General features: G+C 38.5%; 12 protein-coding genes and 2 tRNA genes. 7 read left to right on the top strand and 7 right to left on the bottom strand.

Features of this window, described 5'->3' with window-relative positions; translation table 11 throughout:
• Positions 1-146 precede the first annotated feature (146 nt).
• The 5 genes from KPC_RS11420 to KPC_RS11400 all read left to right on the top strand — a co-directional run bounded on the left by KPC_RS11420 (position 147) and on the right by KPC_RS11400 (position 7,515).
• On the top strand, positions 147-569 hold the full coding sequence (locus tag KPC_RS11420) for a cation efflux protein, CzcI-like (protein ID WP_121974505.1): 423 nt from the start codon (positions 147-149) through the stop codon (positions 567-569).
• A gap of 60 nt (positions 570-629) precedes the next feature.
• The gene (locus tag KPC_RS11415; RefSeq protein WP_121974504.1) at positions 630-2,012 is read left to right on the top strand and encodes a TolC family protein; all 1,383 of its coding nucleotides are present in this window, start codon (positions 630-632) and stop codon (positions 2,010-2,012) included.
• 1 nt (position 2,013) lies between these two features.
• Entirely contained in the window at positions 2,014-3,246 is a 1,233-nt protein-coding gene (locus tag KPC_RS11410; RefSeq protein ID WP_121974503.1) for an efflux RND transporter periplasmic adaptor subunit, read from the top strand.
• Positions 3,236-6,418, top strand: a complete 3,183-nt coding sequence (locus tag KPC_RS11405) for an efflux RND transporter permease subunit (RefSeq protein WP_121974502.1) — start codon at positions 3,236-3,238, stop codon at positions 6,416-6,418. Before KPC_RS11410 ends, KPC_RS11405 begins: the two co-directional genes overlap by 11 nt.
• A 128-nt stretch (positions 6,419-6,546) precedes the next feature.
• Positions 6,547-7,515 (top strand): cation diffusion facilitator family transporter, encoded by a 969-nt coding sequence (locus KPC_RS11400; RefSeq protein ID WP_121974501.1) that lies wholly within the window; start codon positions 6,547-6,549, stop codon positions 7,513-7,515.
• A gap of 91 nt (positions 7,516-7,606) precedes the next feature.
• On the opposite strand, the gene KPC_RS11395 is transcribed toward KPC_RS11400, so the two are convergent.
• The 5 genes from KPC_RS11395 to KPC_RS11375 form a co-directional block, all read right to left on the bottom strand.
• The gene (locus KPC_RS11395; protein WP_121974500.1) at positions 7,607-7,945 is read right to left on the bottom strand and encodes a zinc-ribbon domain-containing protein; all 339 of its coding nucleotides are present in this window, start codon (positions 7,943-7,945) and stop codon (positions 7,607-7,609) included.
• Between the two features lie 101 nt (positions 7,946-8,046).
• Positions 8,047-8,122 (bottom strand) — tRNA-Glu (locus KPC_RS11390).
• Between the two features lie 31 nt (positions 8,123-8,153).
• Positions 8,154-8,229: transfer RNA gene (locus tag KPC_RS11385), tRNA-Ala, on the bottom strand.
• A 57-nt stretch (positions 8,230-8,286) separates the two neighbouring features.
• On the bottom strand, positions 8,287-9,795 hold the full coding sequence (gltX, locus tag KPC_RS11380) for a glutamate--tRNA ligase (protein WP_121974499.1): 1,509 nt from the start codon (positions 9,793-9,795) through the stop codon (positions 8,287-8,289).
• 127 nt (positions 9,796-9,922) lie between these two features.
• The gene (locus KPC_RS11375; RefSeq protein WP_121974506.1) at positions 9,923-10,225 is read right to left on the bottom strand and encodes a DUF4179 domain-containing protein; all 303 of its coding nucleotides are present in this window, start codon (positions 10,223-10,225) and stop codon (positions 9,923-9,925) included.
• Between the two features lie 380 nt (positions 10,226-10,605).
• Between KPC_RS11375 and KPC_RS11370 the strand changes: the two genes are divergently transcribed.
• Both KPC_RS11370 and KPC_RS11365 read left to right on the top strand, forming a co-directional pair.
• Entirely contained in the window at positions 10,606-11,607 is a 1,002-nt protein-coding gene (locus KPC_RS11370) for a sulfate ABC transporter substrate-binding protein (protein ID WP_121974498.1), read from the top strand.
• A gap of 243 nt (positions 11,608-11,850) precedes the next feature.
• Entirely contained in the window at positions 11,851-12,867 is a 1,017-nt protein-coding gene (locus tag KPC_RS11365; protein WP_121974497.1) for a sulfate ABC transporter substrate-binding protein, read from the top strand.
• A 256-nt stretch (positions 12,868-13,123) separates the two neighbouring features.
• Here KPC_RS11365 and KPC_RS11360 read toward each other — a convergent pair whose 3' ends face one another.
• Both KPC_RS11360 and KPC_RS11355 read right to left on the bottom strand, forming a co-directional pair.
• Entirely contained in the window at positions 13,124-13,573 is a 450-nt protein-coding gene (locus KPC_RS11360; RefSeq protein ID WP_121974496.1) for a GNAT family N-acetyltransferase, read from the bottom strand.
• A 42-nt stretch (positions 13,574-13,615) separates the two neighbouring features.
• The coding region (locus KPC_RS11355) for a hypothetical protein (protein ID WP_213065896.1) at positions 13,616-13,947 on the bottom strand (332 nt) is incomplete at its 5' end.

The raw sequence follows: 13,947 nt of genomic DNA, 5'->3' as shown, positions 1-13,947 counted from the left end.
GTCAACAGTAAAATGTACAACTTTGTATATTAAAGCATGTAAATACGTAATTATTTAAAGAAATTTCAATATTTGCTGAGAATGTAATTTTATTACGTGCATATTCATTGCTATAGTCACTTGGTTCGAACTTCGAGCAAAATCTTGTGAAAAAATCTCGCTTGTTGATTACCATCTTGTTAAGTTTGTTTATGTTTCAAAGCTTTTGGAACGTAGCAGCAGTTTTTTGTGGTCATGAAACAAGTGTAAAAACATCATCAAATATGATCTCAAATCATCATTTTGGACACCATGAAGCTTTAGGTTGTCGTATAAATGATTTAAGTAATAATTCAAAATCTGCAGATTCTAATACAGCGAAACATGTCAAATTTAAATTTGATATTGTTGATGATCATAGTGATCACCTGCCATCATTTGCTCATTTTATCGTGCTTGAGGTACGCAAGGACGCTGTAGAGCCAGTTTTTGCAACACATCAGATTCAGCAAGATTTTGACTGGAAAAATTTATACCAGTCTCCTCATTTATTTCTCAATAATCCTCCGCCTGTTTTATCCCCGCTATAAGGTGGGGTAGCCAAAAATAAGCCCACCACTTCGTTTAATAAAACAGAGTGGGGCATAACCATGTCAATAAAAAACTTAATTAAGCCGTTATTCAAACGAACGGTTGCTAGATCAGTAAACTCTTTTTCAGGTGTTTTACTGGAAACCATGGTACTGACTGCTATGGCTATACCTGTTTGGGTGCATGCGGCACCAAAGCAGAATTTGAATTTGCAACAAAGTATTCAAAAAGTGAAAGCCTATCAAGCAAGTCAGGGACTATGGGATGCACAGCATGAAATTGTTGCAGCGAACAAAAAACAAGCCAAACTGTGGATAAATCCAAGTTTATCCATAGATCAAACAGGCTTTAAATCGAAGCAGGATAAAGAACTGAATATTGCTGTTTCGCAAAAGCTGGATATTTTTGGTGAGCGAAATGCGAAGAAAAAGTTAGCTGAAATATCAAGTGAACAATCTAATCTACAACAACGTATCTATCAGGCTGAACTGGAACTCGTTGTTAAATACCTCTGGTCGCAGTTAGCGATTGCAGAAGTTGAGCGCGATGTTGTATTTGCCCAGTTACAAACCAGTCTGGAGAACTTGCAAGCTGCTGAGAAACGTTATTTAGCTGGAAATCTTGCTCAGGTTGATTTGGACCGGGTCAAAATCACTCATTCAGAAAATCAACGTATTTTTAATCAGGCTGAATTGCAATTACAAATAGCACAGCGTGATTTAAGCCAGTTGTGGGGAGAGTCGTCACTTGAGATCAGTGCTGAACAAAGTTCAGGTGCGATATGGCCCTTGGAAACTGCTCAGACAGTTCAACAATATTTAAGTGACAATTTTTCGGAAAAATCTTTGGCGTTACAGATTGCTGAAAGTAAGGCAAATGTTGACTTTCTTAAGGCCCAAGCACGCCCAAACCCTACATTGTCGGCAGGAGTTAAACGGACATCTTCTCAAGATAATAGATCTGAAAATGAGTTACTTCTCGGTGTTGAGATTCCGTTAAATATTTTCAATCGTAATCAATATAGTATCCATATAGCGAAAGCTAAACAGGATTTACTGGATCGACAACAGGCATTTTATCAGCAGCAAAATCGTTTGAAAGTAAACAATACTTTGTATGAGCTAGAAAAGCTGAGTGAGCAGTTTCAGCAAGTACAGAAAGTTCAGCTTCCGCTTGTGACAGGGGTACAACATAAAACCTTGGAGGGTTTTAAGGCTGGGAAGTTTGCTGTATCGGATGTTCAGCAAGCAACTCAACAGTTACAGGAAATCAGATTAAGGCGGGTTCAGATTTTAAAGGATGCATGGGAAAAAGCGATTCGGGTTGAGAGTATGAGTATCGGTATTTCACCTGAGAAAATTACTGCAAAAGATGCACTGAATCAAATTAATGAAAAGCTGGGGCAAAACATACAAGCATTACCTGTAATTGGAGGAGAATAATATGAGAACAATAAAAAATCAAAGCGGGAAAGTATCTCAGAATGTTCTTATTATCATAACTTTAGTTATCACGGCTTTTGTTGTGATCGGACTATTACTATCTTCCAAAGATAAAAAAAATACCTCAAGTGAAAGTGATGAGCATGGGCACAGCAAAGGTGAATCTGAAGGTCAGGAGGATTCTCATGCTGAAGAGGAGATACTCTCTTTGACTGCTAAACAGATGGCTGAGCAGGGTTTAAAGCTTTCAAAGGTTGCTATGGGTGAGATCATACAGGCTTCATCGTATCCAGCAAGATTGATTGTAAATACAGATCGGCAAGCCCATGTTTCTCCAGGTTTTGCAGGCAGAGTGGAATCGGTAAATGTTGAACTCGGACAGCAGGTTAAGAAAGGGCAGGTTTTAGCAAGTTTATTGGTTCCGGATCTGGTTGATCAGCAAGCAAATTTAAGTGTGGCGCAAACCAATTTGCAGTTGGCTCAACAAGATTATGCTCGGGAAAAGGAGTTGTGGTCACAAGGCATTTCTGCAAAGCAGGATTATCAGCGTAGTTACAATGCTTTTAAACAGGCTGAAATTCAGGTGAGGGCTGCAAAATCACGTTTAGCTGCCTTTGGGGTAAGTCATGGGTCTAATGGGCGTTATGTGATTACCGCACCTATTTCTGGAGTCATTAGCAGTAAAGATCTGGTTGTCGGTGAAAATGTACAGCTAGCAACTCAGCTTTTTACGATAGATCAGTTAGACCAGTTATGGCTGGAGTTCATTGTTCCAGGTGCTGAATATGCTTCGATCCAACCTGGTCAGATGGTTGAATTTCAGTCCCTACAGACAGGTCATTTTTTTAAGGTACAAATCCAGAACTTAAATGTACAGGCTGATGAGCAAACTGGACGCTTACAAGTTCGTGCAAAAGTGTTGTCTACGGAGACAGAGCTGCGTCCAAACTTGATGGTCAATGTCAAATTGCGAAAAAATAGTTCGACTCAGGCATTGCGAGTGGAAAAATCTGCAATTCAGCAGATTGAGGGTAAAGATGCCATTTTTATCGCGCAAGCAAAAAACCAGAATATTGAGTTTCGGGCAGTACCTGTTGAGTTGGGACAATTATCAGGTGATGGCGTATGGGTAGAAGTCAAATCAGGTGTTTCTGAGGGGCAACAATATGTGACCCAAGGAAGTTTTCTGCTGAAATCTGAACTGGAGAAAGGAGAAGCAAGCCATGGACACTAACTCCCAATCACCACATTCAGAAAATGAACCAAGCTTACCTAAACCAGAAGGTATGTTTGATCGTTTGATCCAGTTTTCAATCAATAATGCCATCTGGGTGATGTTATTTATCATTACATGGATTGCTGTAGGAATCTGGAGCTACCAAAAACTTCCGATTGATGCTGTACCAGATATTACTAATACTCAGGTACAGATTAATACTACAGCCAATGGTTTTACTGCGCTTGAAATGGAACAGCGGATTACGTATCCCATTGAAACAGCAATGGCGGGTATTCCTGATCTAAAGCAAACCCGATCTATATCTCGATATGGTTTATCACAAGTCACAGTTGTGTTTAAAGATGGTACGGATATCTATTGGGCTAGGCAACTGATCAATCAGCGTTTGCAAGAAGTTAAGGAAGAGCTCCCTGATGATACGACACCAGTCATGTCTCCCATTTCAACTGGTTTGGGAGAGATTTATCAATGGGTTGTCAGGGCTGATCCAGATATCCGGAAGCCTGATGGAACACCTTATACAGCGATGGATCTAAGGGAAATACAGGATTGGGTGATTAGACCTCAACTACAACGTGTAGCTGGCGTTGCTGAAATAAATAGTATCGGTGGATTTAATAAAACCTATGTGGTTTCACCTGATTTGAAACGCTTACAGCAATTGCAAATCCCGATTACTGATCTGCAAAATATTCTGATGCAGAATAATGAAAATCGTGGTGCGGGTTTTATTGAAAATAATGGACAACAATTGACAGTGAGGATTCCAGGGACTTTAAAAAGTGTTGAGGATATCAAAAATATTACTGTGAGCACCAAAAACGGCTTTCCTGTTCGTGTTTCGGATGTGGCGACTGTTTCTATTGGTCATGATTTAAGAACAGGAGCAGCAACCTATAACGGTACGGAAACCGTTTTGGGGATTGCCATGATGATGATGGGTGAAAATAGCCGAACAGTTGCACTGGCTGTTGATCACAAAATCAAAGAAATCCAGAAATCATTACCCAAAGGTGTCGTCATTGAAACAGTTTATGATCGTACAGATTTGGTGGAAAGAGCGATCAAGACAGTACAGAAAAATCTGGTTGAAGGCGCGATTCTGGTTATCGTGATTTTGTTTGTTTTTCTCGGGAATTTTCGTGCCGCACTGATTACTGCATGCGTGATTCCATTGTCCATGTTATTTACGCTTACGGGCATGACAGAACAAAAAATCAGTGCCAATTTAATGAGTTTGGGGGCACTGGATTTCGGTATTATTGTTGATGGCGCTGTGGTCATTGTTGAAAACTGTATCCGCAGGTTGGCTGAGGCACAACATAAAAAAGGTCGATTATTAACATCCAGTGAACGTTTTAAAGAGGTGTTTTTCGCGGCAAAACAAGCACGTAGACCTCTTATTTTTGGACAGTTGATTATTCTGGTTGTGTATTTCCCGATTTTTGCCTTGACAGGTGTTGAAGCAAAATTATTTCATCCGATGGCGGCAACAGTTGTATTTGCTTTAGTTGGAGCAATGATTTTATCGGTGACTTTTGTTCCTGCAGCAGTCGCATTATTTGTAACAGGTGAGGTTAAAGAAACAGAAAGTCGATGGATGATCTGGTTGAAGCAGAAGTATGCAAAGATTTTAGATGTGGCTTATCAGTTTAGGGTTTTTGTCATCACCTTGGTCGTCTGTATTTTATTTCTAGTTGCTGCGCTGTCTTCAAAAATAGGTAGTGAATTTGCACCGCAGTTGAGCGAGGGTGACTTTGCCATTCAACAGATGCGTTCACCAAGTACTGGTCTAGAGCAGTCTTTACGAATGCAGGAAAATACAGAAAAACTGTTATTAAAAGAATTTCCTGAAATCAAAGCAATATTTGCTCGTACTGGTACAGCAGAAGTTGCAACTGATGTTATGCCTCCTAACATTTCTGATGGTGTGATTTTACTCAACCCCCGTGAGAAGTGGAAAAATCCGAAGGAAAGCATTGATGAGTTACGTACACGCATGCAAGCATTTCTGGCAACTATCCCTGGAAATAACAGTGAATTTTCACAGCCGATTGAGCTGCGTTTTAATGAGTTAATTTCTGGTGTGCGTAGTGATTTGGGAGTTAAAGTCTTTGGTGATGATATGGATGTCCTTAATCGTGAGGCGCAAAAAATTGCAACCCAGATCCAGTCAATTTCAGGTGCTACAGCGGTTAATGTTGAACAGACAACGGGTTTACCTTTGCTTAATGTAGATATTGATAAAAGCCTTGCTTCTCAATACGGGCTTTCAGTTCGCGCTATTCAGGACATTGTGGCAAGCGGTGTTGGTGGTCAAGGTGTTGGACAAATTTTACAGGGTGACCGTCGTTTTGATTTTGTGATCCGTCTGGATGATGCTCAAAGAACGCCTGAGCAAATTGCAGCTATGCCAATACAGATCCCAAATGGAGGATTAATCCAGTTGCAAGACGTAGCTAAAGTCGAAAATATTTTAGGGATTAATCAGGTGAGCCGCGAAGATGGAAAGCGTCGTGTGGTTGTAACGGCGAATGTTGAAGGGCGAGATCTGGGTTCTTTTGTCTCGGAAGTGCATGAGAAACTTAATAACCAGCCTTTGCCAAGTGGTTACTGGCTCACTTATGGTGGTCAGTATGAAAATCTGGCATCGGCTAAAGCGCGCATGCAGATCGTGATTCCTATTGCTCTGATCACGATCTTTATTTTACTCATGGCTGTTTTTCATAATGCCAAAGAAAGTCTGTTGGTTTTTACAGGTGTTCCTTTTGCATTGTCAGGTGGTCTGATTGCACTCTGGTTGAGAGATATTCCACTTTCAATGTCTGCTGGCGTCGGCTTTATTGCCCTTTCGGGGGTGGCTGTACTGAATGGTTTAGTGATGCTGACATTTATCAAGGAACTTAGAACTCATCTGGATGTTCATCAGGCAACATGGAGTGGTGCAATTTTAAGGTTGAGACCTGTGTTGATGACAGCATTCGTAGCTTCTCTCGGCTTTATTCCTATGGCTTTGGCAACAGGGACTGGAGCAGAGGTGCAGCGTCCTTTAGCAACAGTTGTCATTGGTGGAATTATTTCTTCCACTTTACTGACCCTGATCGTGATTCCTGTTTTATATCGCTGGATGAATGTAGGGAATCGAGAACTACCACATAACTCATAACGCATCACAACATCTTTTTTATGTGATATTGCATAATATCTAAAGTAAATAAGATGAAATAAATCAGTTGTAACTATAAAAATGAGCTGATCTTAAAGAAATCAGCTCAGCTATAAAGGAGTCTACCAATGAGTGGGCATCATGGGCATGACCATAGTCATGCTGTAGTGACTGAAAGCAATGTAAAAAAACTCACATTTGCATTGATACTAACAACAACCTTTATGATTGTGGAAGTCGTAGCTGGCTTTATCACTCAAAGCTTGGCACTACTTTCTGATGCAGCACATATGTTTACTGATGCTGCTGCACTGGCAATTGCATTGGTTGCCATTAAAATTGGCAAAATGCCAGCAGATGATAAGCGAACCTTTGGTTATCAGCGTTTTGAAATCTTGGCGGCATTGTTTAATGCATCCATGTTATTTATTGTTGCAATGTATATCCTATATGAGGCATATCGACGTTTTAGCACGCCACCTGAAATCCATAGTACAGGTATGCTGATTGTTGCTGTGATTGGTCTTGTCATTAACCTGATTTCGATGTCGATTTTGTTTTCAAGCTCTAAAGACAGTCTGAACGTTAAAGGTGCTTATTTAGAGGTTTTAAGTGATGCGCTTGGTTCATTAGGTGTGATTATTGGGGCAGCTATCATCTATTTCACAGGCTGGGTATGGATTGATACCCTGATTGCTGTTTTGATTGGTTTTTGGGTACTTCCTAGAGCGTGGGTGCTTTTAAAACAGAGTATCAACATCTTGTTAGAGGGGGTACCTGATGAAATTGATATTGAAGAGTTAAGGAATGATCTACTGGCTTTAAATGGTGTGGAAAACATTCACCAATTAAAAGTGTGGGCAATTACTTCTAAAAATGTACACTTAACAGTACATTTGCTAGCTCCTTGTGCAGATCGGAATGTATTGTACCGTGAAGCAGTGGAAATGCTGACACATCAGCATGGAATCACTGAGGTCACATTACAAATTGAGGATGATGCGTGTATGGCACATGCTCATGAGCATGCGGAAGATAATCATGATTCACATGGGCATTCCGATATAAATAAATCTCGAAATGTGCATCAGCATTGAGCATTGATATTTAATTATAATGAAAAAGATTGCAGGCTTACTGCAATCTTTTTCATATTATTTTGAATTAAAGATCCAGTTATGAATACGATTAGACATGCCATTCATGGTGGCAGTCACGACATTTCCAGTCTTTGTTTGAATTCATGAAATTCTGCATTGAAATTTTAAAATTAGGCAGATCACGCCAGAACATCAAACCTGCAAGTACGCAAATTACAAAAATTACAACAGTCGCAATTTGAAGTGTAGGACCTGCACCATTACCAAAAATCCACATTCCAATACTAAGTACTACCAAAAATAATAGAATAAATAAGGCAGGAATGAGAATAACTAAACTTTTAGGCACAACAGGTTTAACAACATTTGTACCATTACTAAGCGGCATAATCTTAGCGCTTTGGCATTTTGGGCAACGGTATTGCATTACAACTCCAAAATTCAATTTTCGTAATTCTATAACAATTCATTGTATAACTAAATTCAACGCAATAAAAAAGCCACTGAGTACAGTGGCTTTTTTGAATCTGGCGTCCCCACGGGGATTCGAACCCCGGTTACCGCCGTGAAAGGGCGATGTCCTAGGCCTCTAGACGATGGGGACTTATGAGGCATACACAAAGGTGAAACTAATATGGTGGAGCCAAGCAGGATCGAACTGCTGACCTCTACAATGCCATTGTAGCGCTCTACCAACTGAGCTATGACCCCAGCTTGTGTGAGCGCAATATTATGGATATTCCGCTCATACGTCAATAAAAAAATTAATTAAGCTTCATCAACTGCATCATTTTTCGGCAATTTCAGGCTTTCATTGAGTTTTTCCCAAACTTTCGCTTCTTTTTTACTCGGGCCGCCAACGATTTCAAGTGCGTGACGTAGACGTGCAAATGTGAGATCGGGACCGATGGTCACCATCGATTGCATTACTGGCGTGGAGCTGGTTGAACCAGCAATCGCAATAAAGAATGTCGGCATAAAGTCCCGTAGTTTAATACCCATCTGATTCGCCAAATCCATTAGAGTTTGACTTACAGTGTCATTATTCCACGTGAACATGCTTTCTAAACGCCAAATCGCAAATTGTAAGCTTTGGCGTACCTGTTCTTCCGTCAGTTTTTTACTTTCAAATTGCTCTTTGGTGATTTGAGGAAATTGATTGAAATAGAACCCAGCCCAATTGACTGCCTCTGAAAGCAGATTGATTCGTGGCTGGATTGCTGCTGCGATATCTTCAAGTTTACTGCGGTCACCTTGCCATTTCAAAATGGTATCAAGTAATTCGGCAGGAGTAAGTGCCTTAATCCATTGACCATTTAACCAATTCAGTTTTTCGACATCAAAAATAGGACCACCAAGTGATACGCGTTTGATGTCAAAGTTCTCGATCATTTCAGCTAAAGTAAACTTTTCACGTTCATCAGGCATAGACCAGCCCATGCGCCCCAAATAGTTGAGTAGAGCTTCAGGAAGAATACCGATGTCACGGTAATAATTAATTGATGTCGGGTTTTTACGTTTTGATAACTTTGATTTATCTGGATTGCGCAGCAATGGCATGTGACAAAGCACTGGCATGTCCCAACCAAAATATTTGTAAAGTAACTGATGTTTTGGAGCTGAAGGAATCCATTCTTCACCACGGATGACATGGGTAATTTGCATTAGATGGTCATCTACTACATTTGCCAAATGGTAGGTTGGCAAGCCATCAGTTTTAAGTAGAATCTGCATATCTACCTGTGCCCAGGGAATTTCTACTTCGCCACGAAGCATGTCATCAAATTTGCATATGCCTTCTGATGGGACTTTCATACGAATGACATGTGGTTCACCTGCAGCAAGTCGACGGGCAACTTCTTCTTGAGAAAGCTTCAGACCACGACCATCATAGCGAGGAGTTTCTCCACGTGCCTGTTGTTCAGTGCGCATTTCATCTAGTTCTTGAGCCGTTGCAAAACAGTAAAATGCATGTCCTTTTTCAACCAGTTCTTCTGCATATTTTTTATAAATACCCATACGTTCAGATTGGCGGTAGGGTGCATGCGGCCCACCAACATCAGGTCCTTCAGACCAGTCTAGACCGAGCCAGCGCAATGAGTCTAAAATCATTTTTTCAGATTCTGGAGTAGATCGTAATTGATCAGTATCTTCAATACGTAAGATAAACTCACCATCATGCTGTTTGGCAAAACATAAATTGAACAGCGCAATAAAAGCTGTTCCTACATGTGGAAAACCAGTAGGAGATGGAGCAATACGAGTACGAACTTTCATAATAAATATTAATCAGAATCTAAATTGACAACTATTATAACGAAAAAGCCCAATTGCTTAAGGGCTATTTCACCATTATGCAACTGGACTTTGAAAATTCTTTTGGGGAGAAGAACTTATATATAGTTTAAGATGAAGAGTGAGGCTGAAATAGTGCCTGAATAAAGCGTGAAAAACGTTGATTTTGCTCAGCAAGAAAATTTTGAGTCGGAGCATTTTTTAATGCTGTTAACATTTTTAATTCATCGTTAACACCATTATTTTCGCCACGCTTTTGCTGGTTCAATGCTTTTTCTATAGGTGATTGTTTATTAACAACACTAGAATTCACAGGTTTGTTGGTATCTTTAATCGCAGCGGTATGTCCTACCTGTGCAGCTAACATTAGGCTAATACTTAGACCAAATGCCTTAATCAAATGACTATACATTTCCATACACTCCCCGAATGATGGGTATTTATTGTTTTATCACCCACTCCATACATTAAATACTACAAAAATGTATAAATGGATCACACTTTTTATACAGCATAAACAAGTTTCGATGCAAAAACAATCTTTGTATCAATTTATACATATTTAGCAATAAATAATGTAGAAAGATTGGAGAAACTGGTGTTTAACTATTATTCACTAAAAATGTTACAGAAATAATGCTAAAAAAATTATCATTATTATATTCTATAAATAGTTGATTTTTTGATATTCAAAAAAGAGAATTAAATCGCAATAATTTATATAAGTGATTGATTGTTAATTTTAAAAATAAAAAATATAGTGTGCAAAATTATTGAGAAAATGTGAAATAAATGAAAAAAATATTTTTTGCAAGTTTAGTGGGTTTAATTGGATTTTCAAGTGTAAATAGTTTTGCTGCGAAAGAGTTTTTAAACGTCTCTTATGATCCAACACGTGAATTCTACCAAGAATATAACCAAAAGTTCGGTGCATTCTGGAAAAAAAGAACGGGGCAGGATGTCGATTTTAAGCAATCGCATGGTGGGTCTGGCAAACAGGCACGTTCGGTCATCGATGGGTTGAAGGCTGATGTTGTAACGTTGGCTTTAGCAAACGATATTGATGAGATCGTGAAAGCAGGACTAATTAAAAAAGATTGGCAAAAAGAATTTCCTAACAATTCTGCACCATATACTTCAACGATTGTATTTTTAGTTCGTAAGGGAAATCCAAAAAATATTAAAGACTGGAATGACCTGGTTAAACCAGGTGTAGAAATTATTACCCCAAATCCCAAGACAGGTGGCGCACCACGTTGGATTTATCTCTCTGCGTGGGGATATGCACTGAAACAGCCCGGGGGAAATGATGTAAAAGCACGTGAACTGGTGAAAAAACTCTATCAGAATGTCAAGGTTCTAGATTCTGGTGCACGAGGCTCTTTGACTACGTTTGCAGAACGGGGAATCGGTGATGTACTTCTTTCATGGGAAAATGAAGCATTACTTGCAACTCAAGGTTTAGGTAAAGACAAATATGAGATTATTTATCCGTCTATTTCGATTCTGGCAGAGCCTTCGGTGGCAATCGTAGATAAAACTGTTGATAAAGATGGAAATCGTAATTTGGCTAAAGGATATTTAAATTATCTATATTCGCCTTTAGGGCAGGATCTGGCCGCAAAATACAATTTCCGTCCACGTAATGCGGCAGCGGCTGCAAAATATAAAAATAAGTTTCCAAAAATCAAATTATTCACCATTGATGCAGTCTTTGGAGGATGGACAAAAGCACAGCAGACTCATTTTGTGAATGGTGCGATTTATGACCAGATTTCGAGTGAGAAAAAGTAATTTATCTTGATTCGAAACGCATGAAAGAAACGGGACATGATTTATTCGTTTCTTTCATATGGAATACACAAAAACATATATAAAAAGACTAAATCACATTTTTGAATGAATTTATATTAAATTCTAATAAGTTAGATTCTATTTATAAAAAACTCTAAATTACATGAAGTGCTGTGAATCATTGTGCTTTATGAGTTTATTTCATATAGTGGGAACAATTTTTAACATTTCTTTATTTGAACAATGAAATTTCAGTTTAAATCTTTCGTGAGTGCTGTGGTGTTGACTACCGGTCTTGCTTTTGTAGCAAATACTGTTCAGGCAGCAGATCGTCAATTTCTTAATGTTTCATATGATGCTACACGTGAATTTTATGATGAATTCAATAAATCATTTGGCGCATATTGGTTAAAGCGAACTGGTTTAACAATTGATTTCAAACAATCACATGGAGGTTCTGGTAAGCAGGCTCGTGCTGTGGTTGATGGTTTAAAAGCTGATGTTGTGACTTTGGCATTGGCAAATGATATTAATGAAATCGTTAAATCTGGACAAATCAATTCAAATTGGCAAAAACAATTTCCAAATAATTCTGCACCTTATACTTCAACCATTGTTTTTATGGTTCGTAAAGGTAATCCAAAACATATCAAAGACTGGAGTGATCTGGTTAAACCAGGTGTACAGATTATTACCCCTAATCCTAAAACTGGTGGATTACCGCGCTGGATTTATTTATCTGCTTGGGGATATGCACTGAAACAGCCAAATGGTAGTGATGCTAAAGCACGTGATTTTGTTGGCAAAATGTACCATAACGTAAAAGTGATGGACTCTGCAGCTCGTGCTTCCATGACTACATTTGCGGAACGTGGAATTGGAGACGTTTTGTTGACTTGGGAAAATGAAGCTTTGATGAGTAAAAAAAGCTTAGGCAACAAATTTGATATTGTTTATCCATCTATTTCCATTTTGACTGAACCTTCAGTTGCCATCGTTAATAAAACAGTAGATAAAAACGGCAATAAATGGCTAGCAAAAGGTTATATCAATTATCTATATTCTCCTTTAGGTCAGGATATGGCTGCTCGTCACTTCTATCGTCCACGTAACCCTCAAGTGCTTGCTAAATATCAGACACAATTTCCTAAACTCAAAACTTTTACTATCGATGAAGTTTTTGGTGGATGGGCGAAAGCGCAGCAAACACATTTTGTGAATGGTGCAACTTTTGATCAGATTTATAATAACAAGCGGTAAAATTTATTAGGCATTTAGAGGCATAGTTATAGTTAAGGATATGCTATTCACTCAGTTCCTTTAAATCCACGATGCCCCTCCTTTAAAAGGAGGGAATATCTTGAAAGCAGTTTATGATATTAAATTGATCAAGATTCCCTGTTTTAAACAGGGTTTGGGAAGCTTTGCTCATAAATGATGACTAAATTTTGTTAAATGTTTCGTATTAACTTTAAAAAAACTTTTAAATTTATAGTGTTAAAGCGATTTTTTTGACTTATGCATCTTGCGCTAATGTTTTGCGAAAGCCTGTGGATTTTGCCTCAAAGCCCAGATTAATATAGAACTTATGTGCAATTTCACGTTCAGGTCGATTACCACTATTTAAGATTAAATAGTGAGCTTGGTGGATCATTGCTTGATTTTCAACATACCCGATTAATTTTTTTCCGATACCTTTTTGCCTAAAATCCTGATTTACTACCAGCGCCTGTATTCGGAAAAAACAGCCATCAGTTTCCCATGCATATTGTTTAATGCAACCGATATAAGCAACCACTTTTTGAAGATAGATCGCGACAAAAGTGTGATAGTCCGAGTGTTGGTAGAGTTGCTGTATTCGCAGTTTAAAATTTTCCAGTGTTGTTGGATAGCCAAGTTGTTCAGTTAAAACATGCATTGCATCCAGATCTGTATCTGGATTTATTTTTCTGATTTCGATATCCATTTATAAAATTGTCAGTAGTATCTAAGTTCTTAGTGTGAAAAATTAAAGCATACTCAAACATATGTCAAAATCCGACTTTGCTCTATTTTGTTGTTGTGGTGAAAGCTTTAAATAATTTTGAATAATGTGTTGCCCATATTTTTCATAAAACTTTGGCTTATGATAAGCGTACATAGGTGTACTGTTGTTGAAATAAAATTGAAATGAGTAGAGTAAATCCTGTTCATTTAAAACAGCGTTTTCTTTACGAATGACGTTACAGAAAATTGCATTATGTTGTTTTTTTTCTGCAGAGTCAGGTGTGTTTTTCCAATAAAAAGTATAAGCAATCATCACAAATATGATAATGATTAAGTAGCTGGAATGTTTAGACA

The sequence above is a fragment of the Acinetobacter stercoris genome (assembly GCF_900323515.1).
Taxonomy (GTDB): Bacteria; Pseudomonadota; Gammaproteobacteria; order Pseudomonadales; family Moraxellaceae; genus Acinetobacter; species Acinetobacter stercoris.
The sequence above is the reverse complement of the archived record's forward strand: the minus strand, read 5'-3'. Positions and strand labels throughout refer to the sequence as shown.